Origin of the sequence: Microcoleus sp. LAD1_D5 (genome assembly GCF_036702115.1) — a bacterium.
Lineage (GTDB): Bacteria > Cyanobacteriota > Cyanobacteriia > Cyanobacteriales > Microcoleaceae > Microcoleus.
Genome location: NZ_JAUBSA010000045.1, coordinates 1 through 22,415, shown reverse-complemented (window position 1 = coordinate 22,415; position 22,415 = coordinate 1). Strand labels below are relative to the sequence as shown.

Here is a 22,415-nt window from a genome sequence, read left to right as displayed (position 1 = left end):
TCGGTCAGCGGCAATTTATGTAGGGACACGACACTGAGGTGTCCCTACTGCTGCGTCCCTACTACAATCGGACTCGCACCGGAGTGCGATTGGCGCGAACTTCAAACTCAGCCGATCGAATCATAGAGCGTCCCGTCATCTCCGGGGGCTGAGGCAACCTCAACAGCTCCAGAATCGTCGGCGCAATATCCGCCAAACAACCGTCCGCCCTCAGAGGAACATCCGTTCCGTGACCCGGAATCTTCCGCCCTTCGCCTTCTACCAGAATAAAAGGCACTGGGTTAGTAGTGTGAGCCGTCCAGGGATTCCCGTCCTCGTCAAACATCTGTTCAGCATTTCCGTGGTCAGCAATAATAATTGCCGTACCTCCAGCTTTACTAATGGCGCTCAACAGCCGCCCCAAACATTTATCCACAGTTTCGATCGCAATTATCGTCGCATCCATCATCCCCGTATGACCAACCATATCCGGGTTAGCGTAATTAATCACCATAAACGAATAAATCCCCTTTTCCAAAGCCGTCACCACCCCATCCGTCACCATGTCCGCCGACATCTGGGGCGCCTCATCGTAAGTCGCCACCATCGGGCTCTGCACCAACTCCCGGTGTTCCCCGATAAAAGGCTCTTCCAGACCCCCATTAAAAAAATAAGTCACATGAGCGTACTTTTCAGTTTCCGCCGTCCGCAACTGCTGCAAACCGTGCTTAGAAATCACCTCGCCCAGAATATTGTTCAAATTCTGCGGTTCAAAAGCCACCATGACCGAAAGTTTCGGGTCGTACTGAGTAAAAGTCGCAAACGCCAGCGGCTCAATTAACTGCCGTTCAAACCCCTTAAAATCGGGAGATACAAAAGCCTGAGTCAATTCTCTAGCCCTGTCCGGGCGAAAATTGAAGAAAATTACCCCATCCCCCGATGCCACGGCCCCGCGCGAAATCCGAGTCGGAACTGCAAACTCGTCGGTCACTCCGACCGCATAGGAGGCCTGCAACACATCAACAGCCGATCGACCGTCAGGCGCACTCTCAGTCGTCATCACCTCGTAAGCGCGGTGCACCCGATCCCAGCGCTTGTCCCTGTCCATCGCGTAGTAGCGGCCGCTGATGGTCGCAATCCGACCGACCCCTACCTCTGCGATATAACTTTCAATTTTGCCTAAAGCTTCGACACCCTCTTTCGGAGTAGTATCACGGCCGTCTGTAATCGCGTGAATGCAAACATCAGAAATTCCCTGTGCCTTTGCTAATTGCAGCAAACCCTTAATATGACTGAGATGGGAATGAACCCCACCTTCCGAACAAAGACCAGTTAGGTGCAACTTGCCACCCGTGGCGCGGACTTTCTCGCAAAGCCCAACCAGCGCGCGGTTGTTGAGCAAAGAACCATCTTCCACTGCATCCGAGATCCGCACCAACTCTTGAGGAACCACGCGGCCTGCGCCCAGATTCAAGTGACCCACTTCTGAGTTACCCATTTGCCCGTCAGGAAGACCTACCGCCCGACCCGATGTTTTAATCAGAGTTCTGGGATAAGCGGCCCAGAGACTGTCCATCACGGGTGTTTTTGCCGCGGCGATCGCATTTCCGTCTTTTTCTTCACGATAACCCCAGCCGTCTAGAATAATCAGCACTACAGGAGATACAGACGCTTGTGCCATGTGAATACCTTATTTACAATAATTAATTTCTCGATCGTCATGATTGCCGATTTTGCGGAACATCTGCCGCTAATCAGTTTACATATTTTCTAGGCTCCGGCTGAACAATGCGAACTAAAATTCCCTCAACCACAGCATTTTGGGAACTTATTTCGATCGGCTTGGCGAATTGTTTAATTGATTGCCTTGGCTTGTACTGTGAATCGTTGTCGGAGACTGTTACCGATCTCACCAACAGCAGCCGTGCTTTTGTGGCCAGATTTCACGGATAGTTTAACCGTAGGTGGCTCTTGAAACACTAAGAACAATACCACACTTGGTTGCATTTTGCTACCGCCTCAACCAATAAATTTAAAAGCCTGGAGCGGGCGGCGAATAACTTTATAGGACACGAGTTGAGCAAAAATCGCTTGCCGACTCCGCTCACTTTCAGCGGACATAAAATTCTACAACATCTTTTTTAATTTTGACATCGTAATTGCCAAAGAAATCGTGACCGAGCAGACCTATTGGCATTTGTTTGGCGATCGCCACTTCGACATTTTGGATCACAGCACCGCCAACCCGAATCGATCGCACTAGACCGATCGGGAACTCGACAACGCTACCGTCAGCGATCCCCGCTCTTATGGTACGCACCGGCCTCACTCCCAGTGCAGTAGCCATTCGCTGAGAAATCAAAGTGCCACTCGCCCCGGTATCGAGAATCATCTCAAAAGTTTTGTTGCCGTTAAATACGACATCAATCACCGGCGTCCCGCCAGCGCGACGCTTGATTTTAGCTTGAAATACCTGTGGATTCCCCCGTGGCTTAGCCGGTTGATTTGCTGGGGGTTTAGCAGCAGGATTGGATGGGTTCCAAAACTGAGAGTACAATTGGCCAGTTGTGAATCCCGATCCCGTTATAGTGCGATTCCCTTCGGGATAGCTGCGCCGCGCGTGCTGCTGGGAACTCACATCGGACACCAATGTCATCACCTGGGTTTCGGGCTGATGTGAACGAGAATGTACCTCGGCACCCCCCACTGATCCCACACCCACCAAAACGGTCGCAAAAACAAAGCCCGATCGCCAAATCCGCTTGAGAATCACTTTTGCCATGATCTAAATACCTTAATTGATTCAATGATGTCGAACAACGACCGCCACTGATATCCTAACCCGCTCCCAAAAACCGCTCGCCCGATCCTCAGATCAGATCATGAGAAAAACTTGGCAATTTTCAAGCGATCACTTGACACTCCCCAGCCTGAAGGCGTGGGGATTCTTTGATCTACGAGCCAGTTTGCTGAGGCAGGATTTCTCCAGCAACAGTAGAGACTAATTCTCCCAAAGAGTTGCTTGGTTCAAGACCAAAGGTTCCGGTATGCCCTACCGTACCTAATCCTCGACTAAGGATATTTCTAGCTGCGTTTTCGTCCCGATCCAAGACACAACCACATTGACAAACATGAGTTCTTGTAGATAGCGTTTTTTTCACGATTTTACCGCAGCTAGAGCATTCTTGACTGGTGTATTGGGGATTCACCGCAACCGTGATTTTCTCAAACACTTTCCCAAAGTATTCAAGCCAAACACGAAATTGATACCAAGATGCGTCATTAATGGACTTAGCCAGACAATGATTCTTCACCATGTTTTTGATTCTCAAATCTTCGTAGACGACTACATCGTTTGATGAGATTACGCACCTTGCTAATTTCACAGCATGGTCTTTACGTTGTCTACTTATTTTGAGATGGCGCTTACCTAGAATCTGCCGAGCTTTGCCCCTGTTTATTGAACCTTTAACTTTCCTGGATACGCGACGCCCATAGCGTTTGAGGACTTTCTCACCTTTTCTTAAAAACCTCGGGTTTTCAACCGTAGTTCCGTTTGAATCGGTGTAATATTCCTTCAATCCCACGTCTAATCCGATCGTAGTACCAGATGGTTCTGTGTTTTCTTTCCTATCCACATCCACACAGAATTGAACGTACACGCCATCAGCACGTTTGACCAATCTCACCCTTTTTATTTGGCTAATTTGGTAAAAATGTAGATCGCGTGTGCCTTTTAGTTTTAATCGTCCAATTCCTTTTTTATCGGTAAAGTTGATTGATTTCCGATCGTCAGCAAGTTTCCATCCAGTGGTTTTGTATTCCACCGAACGGCCATCTCTTTGAAATTGTGGATACCCTTTTTTACCAGGAATATTTTTCTTGCAGTTATCGTAAAATCGGGAGATAGAAGACCATGCCCGTTCTGCACTAGCTTGTCTTGCCATTGAGTTGAGTTCGTCGGCAAAGGGAAAATCGCGAGCTAGTACGGCGCAGTATTTATTTAAGTCGTTTTTGCCAACCTTCTTGTTGTCCATCCAATAACGCAAACAGCTATTGCGGACAAACTTAGCGGTACGAATTGCTTCGTCTACCGCTTTGAACTGATTCGATTTTCCGTATGCCTTAAACTCAAAAACTAACATGACTTTACCTCCCATCTTATACTATAGGTCCTAGCATAAAATGTTCGGCAAGTTATTATTAATACGTTACAATTAAAGCCGTCCTAAAAGGACGGGGTTGAAAATCCAAATTTTTGATAAACTTATAAACGGCAACAGGCTGTAATTGCAGAGCCTTGTTGGATATCTTGAAATTAAGCATTTGGGGGCGATCGGCAATGCACAAACTTTTATATTTTGCGACTATAGGACTACTAGCTTTCTCGATCGGAGGATGCGGTGGCGACGAGGCCAGCAACACAGCCAGCCCCAGCCCCACCCCCAGTCCAGCCTCTCCATCTCCGGCCACCTCTGCCAGCCCCACCCCAGCAGCTCAGACTTTCCAGTCTCCAATAGTAGCCGCCCAGCCTCCAGGGTTAATTCGATCGACCAACCCAGACGAACGAGCAAGACAGGCTCAAACAAATATCGGCGACAACAAGGATAGGAATCCAACGCTTCCGCTTCAGCCGGTGCCCCAAGGCCCTGTGACAGCTAATCCTTCTCAGTTAGACCCCTTTGGGCCGCTGCCGCCGATCGTATTACAAATCCCTGCAGGAGCCAACGGAGCGGGTGGGATTACCTCAGAAATCCCCAAACTGCCACAGCGACAAGTTGCCGTGCTACCCGATCTTCCGGAGTTATTGGCTCCCCCCCCACTTAACAGGCCTGGTCAGACGGTTACTATCCCCAGGGCACCCACGGGCGGTGGAGGAGGCACTCAGCAAGTACGAGGTCCGGGAGGCTCTTTACTTCCCGGAGGTGATGGGGCGCAAATTGGCTTGCCGCCCCAAGTTCCAGGGCTAGTTGCTCCTCGGTTAGGTGGCGGTGGCAGAAATGGTTCTTTACCCGGAGGCACCGGGGGACAAATTGGCTTGCCGCCCCTAGTTCCGGGGCTAAATGCTCCTCAGTTAGGTCGTACTCGTACATCTCCGCCTGGACTCGAACCCATTGCAGCTAGACCCATAGGAGTCCCGGATCTGCCAGAACTGCCAGTAGACAAGCGCCCGCCCCCATGGAGAGACCCAAATCCTGTTGCCAGAACAGGTCCTGGCACCGGTCGTGGTACAACTGGGCCAATAGGAGGTAGAGCCCAAGATGCCCGGAATCCGCAGCCTCGCCGTCCTCCAGCACCCCCGCGCCCGCCCCAGCCAATAGCAGCCAGACCCATAGGAGTACCGGATCTGCCGGAACTGCCAGTAGACAAGCGCCCGCCCCAGTGGGTAGACCCAAATCCGCCGCCTCCTCCCGTCATCCCAGTAGTTCCGCCACCGCCTTCTACTGACCTCGCTACGGGTACTGAAGTCAGCGGGGTGGTAAAAGTCGGGAACGAGACGCAAGTGATTGTCAAAGTACCGAATGAACCAACCAGCCGATATGTCAAAGTCGGGCAGCGGCTGTCTAATGGGCAAGTGTTGGTGAAGCGGGTCGATCTCAAGCAAGGAGCCGATCCGATCGTGATTCTGGAGGAAAACGGCGTTGAGGTAGCCAAAGGTGTGGGCGAAAAACCCGCCAGTCGCCAAACACAACCAGCCAATGCAGTTATTAGCCGTCTCCCAAATCCGAATAGCTCAGCGCGACGCTGAAAATTGACAGTAAAGCAGGAAAAATGCTAAAGGCAAAAATTAGAGTTTTTGCCTTTTTGCATTTAGGGCAGATCTCAAACCTGAAGGTAAAATTAGTACAGGGATTAAAAAATAGAGGACTTTTCAGCAAGTATTAGCTTCTAGAAAATCCCTATTAGTAATTGAAGTTAAAGGAGATTGATCATGCTCGGTTCAATTCAAAAAGTAGGGATGGTGATATTAGTTGCTTGTTCTATCGGCAGCGCTACTAATCTCTTGAATCCCCAGCCATCAATGGCTCAACCAACACCACAGCCAAAACCAGAAGAAGGACAACGCTCTCCCTTCTGCCAAGGAAACCCTCCTACGGGAAGAGTGAAATGCAATTACGAGGGAGGCGATAACTACGAGGGAAATTTCGTCAACGGTCTACCCGATGGCAGTGGAGTCTACGTGTACGCTAATGGCGATCGCTACGAAGGAAATTTTCGGAATGGAGTGCCAAATGGCAGAGGGACATTCATTTTTAAAGATGATGCCCGCTACATAGGCGTGTTCCAAGACGGCACGATGAGATCCGGGACGGTCGTTTTTGCCAACGGCGAGCGCTACGTCGGAGAGTTCGCAGTCGTCAGGAACGTTCAGACTGATGCCATTAGCAGCCAACCTGCTGGGCGGGGTCAATTTTTTTATACCAATGGCGATCGCTATGAAGGACAATTCTTTGCAGGCTCACCCTTTGGCCCTGGGGTATTGGTGCGGGTAGATGGCACTCGCTGTTCCGGCAGATTTTTTAATCAAGAACTTGACGCTAGTGTCTCCTGCACTTTCCCCAACGGTACGCGCTATGAAGGAGAATTGCGAAAGGGAGTACCTCACGGTGTCGGGACGATGATCGATGCTAGGGGTAGGCGCTTTCCGGGGGTATTTCGCAACGGCAAGCCCGGAGTTTCGTAAAGGATAAATTGAGGTTTTCAGCCAACTTTTGACAACAAATGGGACAAAAGACAAAGGACAGAAGAAGATAATATCTAACAGCGCATAGGAGAAAGTTGATTGATGATTTCCCGTTCTTGGACCAGTGGAATCGCTTTATTAGTTGCATCAGTGTTGGGAATTGGTAGTTACGCGACTTATCCCTTGCCCTCAATGGCGCAAGGAACAGAAGCTAGAACCGGTCGCTGCGTGCCAGCTATCGCTACAGGTAGAGTTAGGTGCGATTATGACAGCGGTGATAGCTACATCGGACAGTTCGTCAACGGTTTGCCCAGTGGCACTGGGGTATACATATATTCCAACGGCGATCGCTATGAGGGGCAGTTCCGTCTGGGCAAACCAAATGGTCGAGGACAATTTATATTTAAGGACGACGCCCGCGTCGAGGGTATATTCCGAGATGGCAAAGTTAGTTCCGGGACAGCTATTTTTACTAATGGCGATCGCTATGTGGGGTCGTTTTCTCTCGATCAAAAAGTAGGAGTACCCACTGGACAAGGGCAATTCATTTTTGCCAATGGCGATCGCTTTGTGGGTCAATTTTTAGGGGGCAAGCCTTTAGGTACGGGAGCGTTCACCCGCGCTGACGGCAGTCGGTGTTCGGGACAGTTCTATACTCAAGAACTTGATGGCAGGGGTAACTGTTCGTTTTCCAACGGTATCCGCTATGAGGGAGAGTTACGCAAGGGATTGCCTCACGGCAAGGGCACAATTATCGATACCAGAGGCCGGCGACTTCCGGGAGTATTCCGTGAGGGCCAGCGGCTAGAACGATAAACTGGGAATAAGTGCGATCTGTTACTAAGGGCAGGTAGATGGCTAATAATTTTTGCACAAAACCTGCCCTTGCTAGGTTTTAAAGTCAAAACTATTGAGAATTTATGATCGGCTTTTTCTCAACCCAATTGCTAATCTTAAATATCCACTTAATGGAGTTAATGGAGGCGTTTTGATATGACAACTACTGCTTCTGCTTCCGGGAACACCGGCCAATTTCCCTTCGACTTTGCCCCGCAGCGGACTCAAGATGCTGATTTGTTGCGACAACTCAATTTTGTGCCCGGCTTGAAGGAAGTCTTGACTTTGCGCCAAGTTCATGCTTTGGAACACGCTACGGTTTGGGTACTAAGTCAATCGTTTGGTGCGACGACAGCAAGAACCGATAATGAGTTATTGGGCGGGATGTCCACAGACCAAGGGTTTTATCTTTACGGTCGCGTTAACATTGCACAGTTGCGTCAGGCAGTGCGCGAAGCTTTGCAGCGGATTGGCAGCGGAGAGTGGGATTTAGCTGTACATCCTCGCTGTGGCACGAATTTGTCGGTGGCAATGTTGCTGACGGCTGGACTTGCTGTTGGCATCAATTTAGCCTTACCGCGAGGGCCCATTCTGCAACTTTTCGGTTTGGGTGCCGCGGCTGCTGCGGCGGCTCAGTTAGCTCCTGATGTGGGAGCTCTGGCTCAGCGGTACGTCACAACGGCTATTCCGTTTAATTTGAGTGTTGTTGATATTTCTGTAAGTCACGACTTTTGGGGACGCGAAGCTCATTTTGTGCGGGTGCGTTGGGTTGAATAGTTGCACAGTATCAAGCCCACCTCAAACAACAGAATACCCAGATCCACGACTTTTTTAAGAATTCGGGGATCTGACAGAAAGCTCCTAAATACGATCGGGATCTACTCCTAATTCTCGCAACCTCGCCGCCAATCTTTCAGCCCGTTGGCGCTGCTCATCAGCCCGTTGGCGCTCCACCGCAGCTTGCTGCTCAAGTTCCTGGAACCGAGATTGTTCTGTTTTAATCAACCCTTCAACTAATGGCGGAGACAGTATTTCATTCACTGATAATGTCAGATTAGGAAATACTACAGACACCATTTGTTGCCCCGGCACAAAATCAGTCTGGGTATAGATGTCTTCATCTTCAGGAAATGCTAAAACTCGCACCAGTTCCTTGTTAGGTGTAGGGTCAACAATTACATATTCTGGCACGTTAGTTAGTTCGTACTCAGCTCGTTTAATCACATAATCTGCGCGCCGATTTTGACTCACTACCTCTATCACTAACAGCGGCTTTTCTTCAAAATCGAGGATACCAGAACCAGCTCTAGCAGCAGCTTGTTCCAAAAGACTTTGAGTACAAACAACTACATCAGGAATCCGAGAGGTATCTTCTTCTGTTCTTACTGCTAGGCCTGTTTTTGCTACTAAGTCAAGATTGTGTTCCGCTAGGTAACGCTGCAATTGGTAAACTAAATATTCGCAAATTTTTATATATAAAACTGTTGCGGTTGGCATCGGAATTAATTTGCCTTTGTACAGTTCATATTGTAGATCGGAATCCGTTTGATAAAATCGGTATTCTTCAAAGGTCAAGGTGGGTGAAGTATCAATTTGCTTTGATTCAACAACTGGCACTACAGATTGAGACATATCTTTTCACCGATGTCGATATAATTCTATTATATTTAATCTGCCTCGATCTGCGTGCATTTGCGGTTAAAAATTCCCAATTATCGATCGCACTCGCCACCAGAATTGTCAGAGAATAGTTGAATAGTGTAAAATCAACTTTGCGATCGCCCCGACAACTCGACCTCACCCTTCTTTACACCATCCGAGTTCCTATGTCAATCAAAAAGATTCTTTCCATAGCGCTGTTAATTTTCATCCCCCTTTCCATCGCCGCTGAGTATTTGCACTGGGGTTCCCTCGCAGTTTTCATCACATCCGCTTTAGGCATTATACCTCTGGCGATTTGGTTGAGCACAGCAACAGAAGAAGTGGCGATCGTTACAGGCCCCTCCATAGGCGGCTTATTAAATGCAGTCTTCGGCAATGCTACGGAATTAATTATTGCAATAGTTGCCCTGAAAGCCGGCTTAATTGACATTGTGAAAGCCAGCATAACCGGTACAATTATCAGCAACTTGCTCTTAGTCATGGGATTTTCCATGCTGCTAGGAGGAATCCGCTACAAAGAACAAGAATTTAAACCGATTATCGCGCGGGTGAACGGTTCCACAATGACTCTAGCAGTGATTGCAATTCTACTGCCGACAATGGTAATTTATACGTCCAATGGAGTCGAACCCGCAGCGATTCAGAATCTTTCCTTAATAACTGCGATCGTCCTAATTGCAGTTTACGCTCTAACTCTGCTATTTTCCTTAAAAACTCACAGCTATCTTTACGAAGTCGGCTTACTAGAACTAGAGTCCGAAAATCCTCAAAATACCAAAGAGGAATCTAGTACACACAAACCGAATTTGTGGCTGTGGATAGGAGTGCTAGTTGCCTCAACTGTTGCCGTTGCTTTTGAATCAGAAATTTTCGTTGGTGTTGTGGAAGAAACTACCAAAGGATTGGGATTAACGCCGCTGTTTACAGGGGTAATTCTATTGCCAATTGTTGGCGGCGCGGCGGAATATGTAACTGCGGTGGGAGTGGCGATGAAAAACAATATGGATTTGTCAGTTTCTGTCGCGATGGGTTCTAGTTTGCTAGTTGCTTTGCTGGTAGCACCAGTGTTGGTAATTATCGGATTAGTGATTCACCAGCCCATGGATTTAAACTTCAATCCGTTTGAAGTAGTTGCAGTTGCTATTGCCGTGACAATTGCTAATCTAATTAGTCTCGACGGGCGCTCTAATTGGCTCGAAGGAGTGCTGCTTTTAGCGACATATATCGTGTTAGCCGCAGCATTTTACTTTCACCCCATTACTTGATTTCTCGTTGAACAGGCAAGATGCCTGTTCCACAAAAACTCAATTTTGTTAACTAATTCCCACGCAGAAGTGCATTGCGCCGAAAGCGCAGCGCACTTTACTGCTAAATAGCATCCGGGTCTATTCCCATCTCCCGCAAGCGCGCCGCCAGTCTGTCAGCTTGCTGCAATCGAGATTGTTCTTGTCTGATTAAATCTTCGACAAGTGGGGGAGATAGAATTTGATCCACTGATAAAACTAGATCGGGAAACTGCAAAGACACGATGTTTTGCCCTGGCACAAAATTCGTTTGTTCGTAAGCAGTCTCATTTTCTGGTAAAGTTACAACCCTGACCCTAGTCCGGTTAGGTTTCGGGTCTGCCATCCAATATTCCGGCACTCCAGCATTTTCGTATTCGGCTCTTTTTGTCACGTAATCTTGACGCTCGTTTTGGCTGACAACTTCAACAATTAACACTGGCGTTTCATCCAAATCGAAAACACCAGCACCGGGTCTGGCAAGCAGTTGTTCCCAAAGACTTTGAGTGCAAACAATCACATCAGGAATGCGCGAGGAATTCTCTTCCGTTCTCACTCCCACATTAGTTTTTGCCACCAAATCGAGATTGTGTTCAGCTAAGTAACGCTGCAATATATAAACTAAGAATTCGCAGATGCTTGCGTGTAAAGCCGTTGCTGGGGCTATCGGTATTAATTTTCCCCTGTGAAGTTCGTAGAGAACGTCAGGTTCTCCCTCATAGACAAGATATTGTTCAAAAGTTAAAGTTGGCGAAGCATCAACTCGATCGTTTTCCGAAACTGGTAAAACAGACTGAGACATATTTATCTGCGCTCCGATTTGAGTTCTCTTAATTAATTTTACACTTTCTAATATAGAGTTTGATAAGAAAGGACTGAAGTCCGATGCTGCGAACTTAGCTTAAAAGGTTACTCGATCGCGCCACCTCTCTAAAAGCTTGTCCCCAATGCCCTGAACCCGCGCCACGTCGTCCAAAGAGGTAAAAGGTTGCTGTTGACGCGCTGCAATAATTCTGTCGGCTAACTTCGGGCCAACTCCAGGCAAAGTTTCTAATTCTTCCTGACTCGCTGCATTTAAATTAACTAACTTTTTACCCGCAGCAATTTGAGGTTTAGCAATCGCCGATTTTGATGCTGCTTGTAGTGAATCACACTCTTTTTTCTTAGCGTCAATTCTCTGTTTGATTCGGGCGGGAATTCCCAAGGTTGCACCTTTGTAAAGCCGATCGAACTCCCGCTCAAAATGGGCTGCAACTGTGGGACTCTCGATCACCAGCAGCGTCTCGTCATTCCCGTGATTTGCAGCTTCACTCCAGTTGTGAGAACCTGTAAGCACCGTTTTGCCGTCTACAACGCCGAATTTGTGGTGCAGGCGATCGCCTATTGGTAACAGCGGCACTCCCACGGTAGTCAGCGGCTTTCTCCAAGGGCGATTGTCAGTTTCTAACCCGCAATCTTGCATCAAAGTCGCCCCCATCATATCCAACCCTTCACTATAAGAGCGATAAATAAAATTAGAGTCAATTAAAGCTCGCACCGCAACTCCCCGGCTAGCTTCAATTTCCAAAGTATTTGACAACCGCTGAGCCGAAAATACAAACAATGCCAAATCAACCGACTTTTTCGCACTACCCAAAGTTCGATTTATCAAACTGTTAACGCTTTTTTCCCAAGGCAAAGTCTGGGAAGTCGGCGAAAATTGCACCGCAACTGTCGAATTCCCTACTCTTACTTTTTGCACTTGACGAAAGGGCTTTTTGATACCAAACTTGCTGTCCGGTTTGCCTCCGAGCCCGTCGCCCCACATGATGTTAAATTCTTGAGTAAATAGTTGCGCTACTTGAGCATTTTCAATTTTCAGTAAATTGTTCGCATTGCCACGACTTGCTGCTGTCTTGAAATCGCCGTGTATATCGCTTGTGGTAAAATTAGCAGAAGTGACTATTACGGTTTTGCCGTCAATTACCACAAATTTGTGGTGCATCAAACCGCTGCCTTTACTGCCGTCAGCAGTATCATCAATTATAGGAATCCCCGCATCCTTGACAATTACCAAAGCATCATTTTGCTTGATTTCATCGACCGTTAATTTACCGTCTTTATTGGTATCGGCAAGTTGCACAAATTCGCTATAACGATCGCGCTCTCTTTCCGGTAATTTCGCTAACTCCTGCGCTGTAAAATCGCTCCAAGGGCGACTATACATATGTTCGACAATTAATCTCACTTTAATTCCCGATCGCTGCCGATCGGCCAAAACCCTCGCAATACCGGGCAAGCGAAACTCCTGAACCGCTACATCTACCGTCGATCCAGCATTAGCGATCGCAACAGCGATCAAGTTTTCTAAATCATCTCCAGGTCTAGTTTGCTGGCGGTAAGGCTCTGTATAACTCGAAGCGATCGACTGATTGAAGTATACTTGCAACAAGGGGTCTTGAGGCAGTGGAGCCAGACTCAGAGGTAAATTCTGCACGTCTTGCTTTGTTTGTCCGCAGCCCACCAGATTGAGCGCCATCAGCCCAGCACAACAGAAACCGAGTAAATGATAATACAATACAGTCACAAAATTTTAAAAAATATAGAGGTTATTAGCCTTCCCAAAGTTCAAATCTATTGGATCAAGTAAAGTTACAACCTATTAAATTTATGCAAGGGAATAGATTTTGCGTCTTGTAGAACTGCCTCGATGCCGGAAGCATCACTGGTAGGGTAGCAGCATTCAGGGGCGTGGGTCAAACCCTATACCGCTGCTTTATGGCTAAAAGAAAAAGAATTTTTCCGTGCGGTCACAAAGGATATGGTAAAGCGTGCCATCGCTGCACGCAAGAGTTGGTGGCGCAGCAGCATTACGTTGAAGTGCTGACACAAAAACAAACCAAAAAACAAGAGAGGGAAGCATCATTTGCTAGAGATATCATCGATCTCAGAGGTCTGCCCGACCAAGTAGTTACTAAAGCCCGCGCAATTATAGCAGCTTTGGGCGAAAATAAGAATTACAGAGATTTCGGCGGCAAACGCCTGCGTCACAACCGTTTGATAATCAGTATTCCTGTAACTCGCAACTACAGAATGCTTTGTGAAGATTGCGGCACTTTCTTACTTCCCCAAAAAGTTTTGTCGCACGAAGATTACAACGTCTGCAAACCAGGAAGTTAGTCATCAGTCATCAGTCATTAGTCATCAGTCATTAGTCATTAGTTATTTAAAATCATGCAAATTTACCTCGACTATAGCGCCACAACACCCGCACGCCCAGAAGCGATTCAAGCCATGCACAAAGCCCTGACTCAGCAGTGGGGGAATCCTTCCAGTTTGCACGAGTGGGGACAAAGGGCGGCGACAGCTTTAGAATTAGCAAGAATGCAGGTTGCTAGCTTAATTAACGCGCTACCGGAATCGATGATTTTTACCAGTGGCGGCACTGAAGCGGACAATTTGGCAATAATGGGAATTGCCCGTCTTTATACAAAGCCGCAGCATATTATTATCTCCAGCGTAGAGCATTCCGCAGTAGCAGAACCGGCGCGACAACTCGAACAGTTGGGATGGGAAGTGACGCGCCTACCCGTGGATAAATTTGGGCGAATTCACCCTTTGGATTTGCAAGAGTCGCTGCGATCGAATACAGTGTTAATTTCAATCATTTACGGACAAAGCGAAGTTGGCACGCTGCAACCAATCGAGGCATTGGGACAAATTGCGCGCGATCGCAATATCATGTTTCATACCGATGCAGTTCAAGTAGCCGGCAAGCTGCAAGTTGACGTGCAGAAACTCCCCGTAGACTTGCTTTCCCTTTCGAGTCACAAACTTTACGGGCCGCAAGGTGCAGGCGCGCTTTACGTGCGTCCGGGAGTAGAATTAGTGCCAATGTTAGGCGGTGGCGGCCAAGAATTGAAAATGCGTTCCGGGACACAAGCGCTGCCGACAATCGTCGGTTTTGGGGTGGCGGCGGAGTTAGCATTGCAGGAAATAGATGGGGAAACTGCCAGATTAATTGAATTGCGCGATCGACTTTTTGACCGATTAGCTCATGTACCCAGTTTAGTACCAACTGGCGATCGATATTTCCGACTCCCGCACCACGTCAGTTTTTGCATTGTTTCTTCCGACGGTGACACAGGGAAAGTGACAGGCAAAACTTTAGTACGACAGCTAAATTTAGCAGGGATAGGGATTAGTTCTGGTTCTGCTTGTAACAGCGGCAAAATAACTCCCAGTCCGATTTTATTGGCAATGGGATATAGCAAAACTATGGCAGTTGGCGGAATTCGCTTGAGTCTGGGACGAGAAACCACAGAAGCGGATATTGATTGGACAGTAATGGCGATCGAGCAAATTTTGGATAGATTAATGCCCAAGGTAGCATTATCTAGACGTTAGCAGGAAAATCTGCGGTTAAAAACCAAAGAAACCGCGTTTTTGTCCATCTCTTTGCACAGTAACGAAGTATTCTCGAAAAAACCAGGTTTCGACGCACCCATGTCTCCAAGAGTAAACGCAATTCATCTGCGTCCATCCGCCGACATCTGCAGTTAAAATTCCCAATAAACCAGGTTTTTTAGCATTTTTGCCGACAGTAACGAAGTATGCTCACAAAAACCAGGTTTCGCCCCACCCCCAAGCATGATAAAATAAATCCCGGTGTTATTCACAACTCCCCAAAATGGAAGAAAACCGCGCCCAAGCCTATCTGCAATTAATTCACACCCTGCTGAATGCCCCCAAGGGAGACGAACCGCAAATATTACAGGATAACTCAGAATTACTCGATCGCGGATTTCTGGAAACTTGCGAGTTAGTAGCATCAACCTTGGCAGAACAAGGAGGGGAAAATGGCGCTAAATTCCTCCGACATCTAGCCCGTTACCTAGCGCCCCTCATCGATATGAACGATGACGTAGATAGCAATAACTCTGCCAGTGAAAATTTCCAAGAGTATGCAAATTTTTTCCTAGAATTATTGCAAGCAGAACAAGATAGCAACGGGGATATAGCAGTAATTTACCCCATGCTGGAAGGGCGACAACATCTCCTTAATGCCAGTTTTGCCGAGACTTTACAGCAAGTGGCGCAGAAGTTAATTGCCGGCGAAAACTCAGAAACCATTAGCTCAATTATCGGTATTATTGAAAATTTGAGTGTTCATATTAGTGATTTTCCTAGTGGTAATAGATCGAATAATATTGAAATTGCAATTACGGGTTATCAAATAGTTTTAAATAATCGCGAACCCGGTAGTGAAAAATGGACGCAAACCCAGAATAATCTGGCTACTGCCTACAATAACAGAATCAAGGGTTCGGTGGCGGAAAAGATGTAACGGGCGATCGGCTTTTTTGAGGAAACTTTAACAATCTATACTCTAGAGGCTTTCCGGTTCAATAACGTAGGAACCTTAAATAAGCTGGGCTGATTTAAAAAAACTTGACCAAATCAACCTAGAAAAACCCCAAGAGACCAACCGAAAGCAGAAACCAGGGGGTTGAAACCGCCTCTACACAAACCAAGTCCGCCTATGCGGACTAAGAGATAATTCAGAAGTGTTGAAATCCTTGATCGAGCTTTAATCCAGCATCAGGATAAATACCGCTGCTATCAGTCAACCAGATATCGGTGCTCTCCGTAGTGATTCCCACAATCGCGGCTCCATTTCCTATTTTTTCTACCAATAACTCAGCATTTGCGATCGGCAAAAACAGCACTAACTCGAAGTCTTCCCCGCCGTATAATGCCCAATCTAGAGCTTTTTCGGTGGATACGATTTCGCTGAAAATATCGGGAATTGGTATTTTTGTGCGATCGACTTTTGCGCCAACACCGCTAGCCCGACAAATTTGAATAATCGCATCAGCTAAACCGTCGCTGCTGTCCATTCCTGCGATGGAAAACTCACCTTCACAACCCAATATTTTCCAAACAACCGGCAAAACATCCAGCCTCGGTTTAGGGCGCTGGTGAGCGAGAATTAAAGAAGTTCGATCGACTTCTGTAAGATTTTGCCCGAATTCTGGATTTAACAGCAATTCTAATCCCGCGCGCGATGCTCCGTGAACCCCAGTAGCAACAATCGCCCAGCCTGATCGCGCATTTGAGCGACTAATGGTACGATCGAACTCAACTTGTCCAAAAGCCGTAATCGCCACAGTCACCACGGGCGATCGCACAACATCGCCACCGATGATCGGCGTATGATATTCTTGCAAGCAAGCCGTCATCCCCCGATAAAACTCTTCAACCCAAAGCACAGCCGTATCCGCCGCCACAGCGAGGGCTACAGTCACCGCCAGAGGTGTTGCTCCCATCGCCGCGAGATCCGACAAATTCGCTGCAGCAGCGCGCCATCCTGCGTAATAAGGCCCCGTAGTGCGATCGCTGAAATGCACTCCATCCACCAACATATCTGTAGTGATAGCGAGAGATTGGTTGGGAGTTGTAGCCATGACAGCGCAATCATCACCAACTATCTCTGCGGGGCAGAATTTTTGTAATCTTCTTAAAAGACCTTGTTCACCGATATCTTTAACTTGCATAATTTTGAATTAGTCGATCGCACTTTCTCACTTCACCATTCCTTACCCGAACTCGGCGGCAAGCGCAACCTAGGAAACCTATAAAAAGTATCCCCTTCATCATCTACCTCTAAAATCGCCGAAAAAATCTTCACTTGCCGAGTTAAATACTGCTGAGCAACTTCAGCCTCAACCCTAGCATTAGCCGCCAGTTGAATCAACGAAATTTGACTGTTTTGAGTTTCCAACAACTCATAAAAAGCCTCATCCAACCGCTGCTTTTGCTTGTTTTCATTCACATTTTTTATAATCAACAATCCTGTGAATCCACCCAAACCTATTACCAATAAAAATTGTAAAATAGCCATATTCTCGATTTAATTCCTAATTTCAATAAGGAAAGTATAAAAATTATCTCTTCTTCCACCCCGCTGATGCGGGATTAATCTGTGCAGAAGTGATTTCAATCTCCCTCACCATCTAGAAACGATTTCAATTGCAGTCGCTATTGATTTTTTTAGCCCGCCCAGGCGGGCTTTGTTTGTGTAAAAGCGATTGAAATCACCGTCACTTTGGTGTAAAAGCGATTTCAATCGCCGTCATTAATTAAACTTGAGGTCGCACCAAATTTTCGATTCCTTTAACTACCTTAGCAGATACAATCTTGTCTCCCTGCTTCAGTTGCTCCAAAACTTCTTTTCCTTCAATCATGTAACCAAAAACAGCATAGCGGCCGTCCAACAGATTTAGACCGGCGGGCGTGAGTTCAGGTTCAAACAAGAAAAAGAAAAACTGAGAAGAAGCGCTATCAGGGTCAGTTTCGGTACGGGCCATGGCCACTGTACCGAAAGCAGAAAAAGGCAAAACAGGCTCGTCGCGATAACGCCCCGCATCTTCTAGAGTAATCCCGTAAATAGGTTCTTTTTCGTCCCTGACGAGCACTTCTAGCGGCACATTCCGGTATTTACCAGTAGCTGGGTCAATAAAACCGACTTCCTTGCCTTCGGGGTCTCCTGTTTGCAAAACGTAGGATTCTTCCGATCGAATAAACGGCAAACCGTCATAAAAACCTCGATCGACCAAATCCACAAAATTACCAGCCGTAACCGGGGCGCTGTAGCCGTCAACCACAACAGTAATTTCCCCTTTTTCAGTTTGTACAGCGACAGTAGCGCGCCCTTTGAGTTGAGGCAGATTAGCATACTTGGCAGGCACTTCAAAGGGAAACTTTGTCACCATCAACTCTTCGATTTCGCCTAGCGAACCTAGGATTGTGGCTTTCAAGTCAATCACTTGTTCCTTGTCTTTAGCCTCAACAGCCTTTTCCAGTTGAGCAATTTTCTCCTTGACTCCTGCAACTAGAGTTTCAGCTTCCGGCTTTTTGGCGTCGGGAATACTCTCTAAAAGATCAGATTCCCGAAGGTTGAGAATCCTGGAAGCCTTGCTGACATCACTGCTAATCGGCCCCCAACGTTTAGACCGTATGTGGTTGCCAATGTCTTCGAGACTGATTTGCAACTCTCGCACAGTCTGATTGTCAATAGGTAAAGCGAAGCGCAGCAGCGCCCGCCCGTCCGTAATCGCATTCCCTGCAGGCATACTGCTGCTGGGGCGTTTGGCATGGGAGACTGCACTGAAACTCAGAGAGAGAGTGAACAGCAAGAGCGCTAAAGCGACGGTTTTGACCCAGCGCTTGCACGTATCGATCGAGAAATTAGGCCAATGCAACATAACTTTAACTTTTATTGCCTCTATTATCTTCCCACAGCGCTGTCGGCCTTCTATCCCTTAAATGCCCTACACAATTCGTTGCCGAACTTCCTTCCCTTGAGAGGTTTTTAGCTTTCAGTACAGCACTTGCTCCCTTTGAACGGTAAAATAAAATGCCAATTGCTTTTTGATGCCGTCAGCTAGACTGCAGCTTTAACCTGACCCGCTCAAAAACGGATACAATCCCCAGACTCCTGTCGTGGAGAGATCAAAATTTTAGACCAAGGTTCAATCTCCCAAATTCATCTGTGGAGTAAATCTAAAATCTAAAATCTAAAATCTAAAATCGACTGACTGTAGTTCCCCCGTGCCCGCAAGGCGACGGGATTGCCCGCAAAAATTTATATGATCTCTAGTAACGACTTTCGACCAGGTGTTTCAATTGAATGGAATAACGGCGTGTGGCGGGTTATCGAATTCCTCCACGTCAAGCCAGGAAAAGGCTCGGCTTTCGTGCGGACAAAATTAAAAAACGTCCAAACCGGAAACGTAGTAGAACAAACCTTCCGGGCGGGCGAGACTATGCCTCAAGCTAACCTGGAAAAGAGTGTGATGCAGCATACCTATAAAGAGGGCGACGAGTTCGTCTTTATGGATATGGAAACTTACGAGGAGAGTCGCCTCAATGCTAAGCAAATAGGCGATCGAGTCAAGTACCTCAGTGAAGGGATGGAAGTCAACCTCCTTCGGTGGAACGACCAAATCCTGGAAGTGGAACTGCCCAACTCTGTTGTCTTGGAAGTGTTGCAAACCGATCCGGGAGTCAAAGGAGATACTGCCACCGGTGGCAGCAAACCAGCGATCGTCTCCACCGGAGCTCAGGTTATGGTGCCTCTATTTATTTCCATTGGAGAACGGATTCGGATTGATACTCGTGAAGACAAGTACCTCGGCCGAGAGTAGAAACGAGGAAGGAAAAGGGAGTTTTTAGTTTTTAGTTCTGAGTTATGAGTTAAAGAAGTCCAAATTCAATACTCATTGCTCACAGCTTAAAAACTATCCCTTTTGCCTTCAAAGGCGTTGATGCTCCTAGCTTCGCCTGATTCTGAATTTTCAATTTTCAATTCTCAATTTTCAATTCTCAATTACCCTTGAATCTGCTGTGCAACTAGACTTAAACCAGCTTTGCGAACTGCTAACTGTATTAGACAAAACTGGCATTTCGGAACTGACCTTAAAAAGTGGGGATATTGAACTGACAGTACGCAAAGGCAGTCTGGCAAGTTCATCAAACACCGATGCTGCGCTCCCTGCTGCCGTGGCTACAGTCGCTCCGATCGCGTTGGGCGCTGTTGCTAGCCCCACCTTAGCGTCACCTCCTGCTGTTGACCAAAATTTAGCAGCGGATATGGCTGTCCCTGTACCCGTCGCCCCTGTCGCCGTACCTGCTGCGGTAACTGCTTCTGTCGATACGAAATGGGTGCCAATTATCTCGCCGATGGTAGGAACCTTTTATCGTGCTGCTGCTCCCGACGAGCCGCCTTTTGTCAATGTGGGCGATCGCATCAAGGTCAGCCAGACAGTCTGTATTATAGAAGCGATGAAGCTGATGAACGAGATCGATGCTGATGAAGTGTCCGGTCAAGTGATGGAAATTTTAGTTCAAAATGGCGAACCTGTCGAATACGGTCAAGTGTTGATGCGAATTAATCCGGATTGAAGGATTACTTTATTGTTATGGACAGAATAAATGCTAATATTTCCCGATCACTTCTCTCCGGTGAGTTTGATGAAGTCATCCCAGCCTGTCCCGCAAGAGGTTGTGCAACAAGTTGCTGAGTATTTCAGTATTTTGAGCGAACCCATGCGTTTACGAATTTTGAACTTGCTTCGCGACGGCGAAAAATGCGTGCAAGAATTGGTGGAAGCTACTCAAACGAGTCAAGCCAATGTTTCTAAGCACCTAAAACTCATGCTCCAAGCTGGTATCCTCACTCGCCGGAGTGAAGGGACTTCCGCTTATTATAAGGTGCAAGACGAGTTAATTTTTGAGCTGTGTAATATGGTGTGCGATCGGCTTGCCAGCCGGATCGAACAGCAAGCCCTCCACTTTCGGGCATTTAGCCTAACTACGAAGCACTGAAAATTAGTTGCCAGTCCTCAGTCCTCAATCCTCTGTCATGAGTCATCAGTTATCAATTCCTATTCTCGGCCTGGAGACCGATGACTAATCACTCCTAACTAATGACTCATAATTACTAAAGGGGAAAATTTTTGTCAAAACTTTGGCGGGTACTCGGCTGAGCCACCTCCAAACCTTCGCCACCTAAAAGTTCTAAAGGCTTGCCTTCCACCGAAATCCAAACCTTGGTATTCGGTTGTAAACTCGTAGCCGTATAGATAACTTGCCCTAACCGGCCAGTCATCGAATTGCTCCCTCCCCCCGAAGTAAATTCTGCCGACAAATCGACATAAACTCCGTCATTCTGAACACTCAAACCCCTGAGTTTTGTCCCATTAGGAATTTCGCTAGAAACATTTCCATCCTTCGGCCCAGCCAACAAACTGTTAAAAGCAGCTTGTAAAGCTGCATCAGGCTGGCCAGCTTGTTTGACAGCTACTTTCGTAGGAACTCCCTCAAATTTGCCGCTCGCATCTTTAACCCAGTAGACTTGCACTATCTGGACATCGGTTTTCTGCAAAGGCTTTGGCTGTGGCGACTTGGGAACCAGAGCGTTAGGCGTCTGAGCATTAGGCGTCTGAGCAGTAGGCGCTGGGACAGGAGTTGGAGGGGGCACCGGGATAATTACAACAGGGGATTCCGCAGGACTTGGGGACAGCGGCGGAGCGGTAGTCTGAGCAGAAGACGGCGTATCTGCGGGGGTTGGCGAACGGTTAGCGGTCCACCAGGCAATGCCCCCTCCCGTCAGTAAAGCCAACCCGCAAACACCGGCAATGACGGCTGTGGAGACGCGGCGTACTTCTTGTCCATCTTTCATAATACAAATTCTCCTTACAGATAGAGCGCTTGGGACGGTGAGGAGCGACTCTTGATCAGCTACATTTGTCTATGGTTAGATTCTGGAATTGACACAATTGCATTGCTGCTAGCGAACACTTTATAGCAAGCCCAACATATTCTGAATCCGACTATTGGAATCCTAGACCATAATATAAGATTTCGCCCGTGGAGTATGTCACAGTATCTCGATCGGCCTAGTGGCTATATTCTATAGTAATCATAAAAAATTAAAGAATAAAGGAAGAAAAAATAAGTAAAAAGCAAGAAGGAAGGCAACGGAGGTAAGGGGGGTAAGGGATTTAAGGGATTTAACGGATAGAAACAGGTCTCTAAAAATATTTTTCCCCAAACAAAAAGCGCCCCTATTTCTAGGAGCGCTTTTGGTTATCGAGGACTAAAACTTAGCCATTGATAGAAGGAGCAACCAAAGCGACGGGAGTTGTCTCACCAGCAGCCAAATCAAGCGGGAAGTTGTGAGCATTGCGCTCGTGCATTACTTCCATACCCAAGTTAGCGCGGTTGATCACATCAGCCCAAGTATTGATCACACGACCTTGAGAGTCGATAATCGATTGGTTGAAGTTGAAACCGTTCAAGTTGAAAGCCATCGTGGAGATACCCAAAGCGGTAAACCAGATGCCGACTACTGGCCATGCACCTAACAAGAAGTGCAAAGAACGGCTGTTGTTGAATGAAGCGTATTGGAAAATCAAACGACCGAA

The 22,415-nt window shown here is 47.2% G+C and carries 21 protein-coding genes and 1 pseudogene; 11 read left to right on the top strand and 11 right to left on the bottom strand.

Translation table 11 applies throughout. The annotated features are described in order from the left end of the window. Positions 1 to 61: 61 nt before the first annotated feature. The 3 genes from gpmI to QUA70_RS18440 all read right to left on the bottom strand — a co-directional run bounded on the left by gpmI (position 62) and on the right by QUA70_RS18440 (position 4,124). Complete coding sequence (gene gpmI / locus QUA70_RS18450; protein ID WP_333349107.1) at positions 62 to 1,660, bottom strand: 2,3-bisphosphoglycerate-independent phosphoglycerate mutase; 1,599 nt, start codon at positions 1,658 to 1,660, stop codon at positions 62 to 64. Positions 1,661 to 2,089: 429 nt separating this feature from the next. After that, entirely contained in the window at positions 2,090 to 2,761 is a 672-nt protein-coding gene (locus QUA70_RS18445; RefSeq protein WP_333331841.1) for a retropepsin-like aspartic protease, read from the bottom strand. 172 nt (positions 2,762 to 2,933) lie between these two features. Then, the gene (locus QUA70_RS18440) at positions 2,934 to 4,124 is read right to left on the bottom strand and encodes a transposase (RefSeq protein ID WP_333331838.1); all 1,191 of its coding nucleotides are present in this window, start codon (positions 4,122 to 4,124) and stop codon (positions 2,934 to 2,936) included. Positions 4,125 to 4,321: 197 nt separating this feature from the next. Between QUA70_RS18440 and QUA70_RS18435 the strand changes: the two genes are divergently transcribed. From QUA70_RS18435 to QUA70_RS18420, 4 genes are all read left to right on the top strand, one after another. Then, on the top strand, positions 4,322 to 5,728 hold the full coding sequence (locus QUA70_RS18435) for a hypothetical protein (RefSeq protein WP_333349105.1): 1,407 nt from the start codon (positions 4,322 to 4,324) through the stop codon (positions 5,726 to 5,728). Between the two features lie 183 nt (positions 5,729 to 5,911). Then, a complete protein-coding gene (locus QUA70_RS18430; protein ID WP_333331832.1) occupies positions 5,912 to 6,664 on the top strand; it encodes an MORN motif-containing protein in 753 nt (250 codons plus the stop codon). Positions 6,665 to 6,766: 102 nt separating this feature from the next. Further along, complete coding sequence (locus QUA70_RS18425; RefSeq protein ID WP_333331829.1) at positions 6,767 to 7,480, top strand: MORN motif-containing protein; 714 nt, start codon at positions 6,767 to 6,769, stop codon at positions 7,478 to 7,480. Between the two features lie 177 nt (positions 7,481 to 7,657). Beyond that, positions 7,658 to 8,278, top strand: a complete 621-nt coding sequence (locus QUA70_RS18420) for a DUF6391 domain-containing protein (protein WP_333349103.1) — start codon at positions 7,658 to 7,660, stop codon at positions 8,276 to 8,278. An 84-nt stretch (positions 8,279 to 8,362) separates the two neighbouring features. Here the strand turns inward: QUA70_RS18420 and QUA70_RS18415 are convergent, their stop codons facing one another. Beyond that, entirely contained in the window at positions 8,363 to 9,133 is a 771-nt protein-coding gene (locus tag QUA70_RS18415; protein ID WP_333349101.1) for a Uma2 family endonuclease, read from the bottom strand. A 194-nt stretch (positions 9,134 to 9,327) separates the two neighbouring features. On the opposite strand from QUA70_RS18415, the gene cax reads away from it, so the two are divergent. After that, positions 9,328 to 10,428 (top strand): calcium/proton exchanger, encoded by a 1,101-nt coding sequence (gene cax, locus QUA70_RS18410; RefSeq protein WP_333331949.1) that lies wholly within the window; start codon positions 9,328 to 9,330, stop codon positions 10,426 to 10,428. A gap of 103 nt (positions 10,429 to 10,531) precedes the next feature. On the opposite strand, the gene QUA70_RS18405 is transcribed toward cax, so the two are convergent. After that, positions 10,532 to 11,248 (bottom strand): Uma2 family endonuclease, encoded by a 717-nt coding sequence (locus QUA70_RS18405; RefSeq protein WP_333349098.1) that lies wholly within the window; start codon positions 11,246 to 11,248, stop codon positions 10,532 to 10,534. A 99-nt stretch (positions 11,249 to 11,347) separates the two neighbouring features. Beyond that, on the bottom strand, positions 11,348 to 13,012 hold the full coding sequence (locus QUA70_RS18400) for a DUF655 domain-containing protein (protein WP_333349097.1): 1,665 nt from the start codon (positions 13,010 to 13,012) through the stop codon (positions 11,348 to 11,350). A gap of 191 nt (positions 13,013 to 13,203) precedes the next feature. Here QUA70_RS18400 and QUA70_RS18395 point away from each other — a divergent pair, with 191 nt between their 5' ends. The 3 genes from QUA70_RS18395 (at position 13,204) to QUA70_RS18385 (ending at position 15,772) form a co-directional block, all read left to right on the top strand. Beyond that, entirely contained in the window at positions 13,204 to 13,605 is a 402-nt protein-coding gene (locus QUA70_RS18395; RefSeq protein WP_333331816.1) for a DUF7682 family zinc-binding protein, read from the top strand. A gap of 54 nt (positions 13,606 to 13,659) precedes the next feature. Then, positions 13,660 to 14,832 carry a cysteine desulfurase family protein gene (locus tag QUA70_RS18390; RefSeq protein ID WP_333349095.1) on the top strand — a complete coding sequence of 391 codons (1,173 nt, stop codon included), beginning with the start codon at positions 13,660 to 13,662 and terminating at the stop codon, positions 14,830 to 14,832. 283 nt (positions 14,833 to 15,115) lie between these two features. Beyond that, positions 15,116 to 15,772, top strand: a complete 657-nt coding sequence (locus QUA70_RS18385) for a hypothetical protein (protein ID WP_333331810.1) — start codon at positions 15,116 to 15,118, stop codon at positions 15,770 to 15,772. A gap of 214 nt (positions 15,773 to 15,986) precedes the next feature. Here QUA70_RS18385 and thiL read toward each other — a convergent pair whose 3' ends face one another. From thiL to QUA70_RS18370, 3 genes are all read right to left on the bottom strand, one after another. After that, positions 15,987 to 16,982 (bottom strand): thiamine-phosphate kinase, encoded by a 996-nt coding sequence (thiL, locus tag QUA70_RS18380; protein ID WP_333349093.1) that lies wholly within the window; start codon positions 16,980 to 16,982, stop codon positions 15,987 to 15,989. 32 nt (positions 16,983 to 17,014) lie between these two features. Then, a complete protein-coding gene (locus tag QUA70_RS18375; RefSeq protein WP_333331805.1) occupies positions 17,015 to 17,329 on the bottom strand; it encodes a hypothetical protein in 315 nt (104 codons plus the stop codon). A gap of 238 nt (positions 17,330 to 17,567) precedes the next feature. After that, the gene (locus QUA70_RS18370; RefSeq protein WP_333331802.1) at positions 17,568 to 18,692 is read right to left on the bottom strand and encodes a peptidylprolyl isomerase; all 1,125 of its coding nucleotides are present in this window, start codon (positions 18,690 to 18,692) and stop codon (positions 17,568 to 17,570) included. A gap of 384 nt (positions 18,693 to 19,076) precedes the next feature. On the opposite strand from QUA70_RS18370, the gene efp reads away from it, so the two are divergent. The 3 genes from efp to QUA70_RS18355 all read left to right on the top strand — a co-directional run bounded on the left by efp (position 19,077) and on the right by QUA70_RS18355 (position 20,814). Continuing rightward, complete coding sequence (gene efp, locus QUA70_RS18365) at positions 19,077 to 19,634, top strand: elongation factor P (RefSeq protein ID WP_242718109.1); 558 nt, start codon at positions 19,077 to 19,079, stop codon at positions 19,632 to 19,634. Positions 19,635 to 19,833: 199 nt separating this feature from the next. After that, a complete protein-coding gene (gene accB / locus QUA70_RS18360; protein ID WP_333331796.1) occupies positions 19,834 to 20,391 on the top strand; it encodes an acetyl-CoA carboxylase biotin carboxyl carrier protein in 558 nt (185 codons plus the stop codon). Positions 20,392 to 20,421: 30 nt separating this feature from the next. Further along, positions 20,422 to 20,814 carry an ArsR/SmtB family transcription factor gene (locus QUA70_RS18355; RefSeq protein WP_006631662.1) on the top strand — a complete coding sequence of 131 codons (393 nt, stop codon included), beginning with the start codon at positions 20,422 to 20,424 and terminating at the stop codon, positions 20,812 to 20,814. A 115-nt stretch (positions 20,815 to 20,929) separates the two neighbouring features. Here QUA70_RS18355 and QUA70_RS18350 read toward each other — a convergent pair whose 3' ends face one another. Continuing rightward, on the bottom strand, positions 20,930 to 21,670 hold the full coding sequence (locus QUA70_RS18350) for a GerMN domain-containing protein (RefSeq protein WP_333349091.1): 741 nt from the start codon (positions 21,668 to 21,670) through the stop codon (positions 20,930 to 20,932). 424 nt (positions 21,671 to 22,094) lie between these two features. Then, positions 22,095 to 22,415: pseudogene (locus QUA70_RS18345) on the bottom strand (photosystem II q(b) protein); the annotation flags it as partial.

Coding starts and splice junctions, on each gene's coding strand:
- gpmI (WP_333349107.1), bottom strand. CDS start 1,660: ATGGCACAAGCGTCTGTATCTCCTGTAGTGCTGATTATTCTAGACGGC.
- QUA70_RS18445 (WP_333331841.1), bottom strand. CDS start 2,761: ATGGCAAAAGTGATTCTCAAGCGGATTTGGCGATCGGGCTTTGTTTTT.
- QUA70_RS18440 (WP_333331838.1), bottom strand. CDS start 4,124: ATGTTAGTTTTTGAGTTTAAGGCATACGGAAAATCGAATCAGTTCAAA.
- QUA70_RS18435 (WP_333349105.1), top strand. CDS start 4,322: ATGCACAAACTTTTATATTTTGCGACTATAGGACTACTAGCTTTCTCG.
- QUA70_RS18430 (WP_333331832.1), top strand. CDS start 5,912: ATGCTCGGTTCAATTCAAAAAGTAGGGATGGTGATATTAGTTGCTTGT.
- QUA70_RS18425 (WP_333331829.1), top strand. CDS start 6,767: ATGATTTCCCGTTCTTGGACCAGTGGAATCGCTTTATTAGTTGCATCA.
- QUA70_RS18420 (WP_333349103.1), top strand. CDS start 7,658: ATGACAACTACTGCTTCTGCTTCCGGGAACACCGGCCAATTTCCCTTC.
- QUA70_RS18415 (WP_333349101.1), bottom strand. CDS start 9,133: ATGTCTCAATCTGTAGTGCCAGTTGTTGAATCAAAGCAAATTGATACT.
- cax (WP_333331949.1), top strand. CDS start 9,328: ATGTCAATCAAAAAGATTCTTTCCATAGCGCTGTTAATTTTCATCCCC.
- QUA70_RS18405 (WP_333349098.1), bottom strand. CDS start 11,248: ATGTCTCAGTCTGTTTTACCAGTTTCGGAAAACGATCGAGTTGATGCT.
- QUA70_RS18395 (WP_333331816.1), top strand. CDS start 13,204: ATGGCTAAAAGAAAAAGAATTTTTCCGTGCGGTCACAAAGGATATGGT.
- QUA70_RS18390 (WP_333349095.1), top strand. CDS start 13,660: ATGCAAATTTACCTCGACTATAGCGCCACAACACCCGCACGCCCAGAA.
- QUA70_RS18385 (WP_333331810.1), top strand. CDS start 15,116: ATGGAAGAAAACCGCGCCCAAGCCTATCTGCAATTAATTCACACCCTG.
- thiL (WP_333349093.1), bottom strand. CDS start 16,982: ATGCAAGTTAAAGATATCGGTGAACAAGGTCTTTTAAGAAGATTACAA.
- QUA70_RS18375 (WP_333331805.1), bottom strand. CDS start 17,329: ATGGCTATTTTACAATTTTTATTGGTAATAGGTTTGGGTGGATTCACA.
- QUA70_RS18370 (WP_333331802.1), bottom strand. CDS start 18,692: ATGTTGCATTGGCCTAATTTCTCGATCGATACGTGCAAGCGCTGGGTC.
- efp (WP_242718109.1), top strand. CDS start 19,077: ATGATCTCTAGTAACGACTTTCGACCAGGTGTTTCAATTGAATGGAAT.
- QUA70_RS18355 (WP_006631662.1), top strand. CDS start 20,422: ATGCTAATATTTCCCGATCACTTCTCTCCGGTGAGTTTGATGAAGTCA.
- QUA70_RS18350 (WP_333349091.1), bottom strand. CDS start 21,670: ATGAAAGATGGACAAGAAGTACGCCGCGTCTCCACAGCCGTCATTGCC.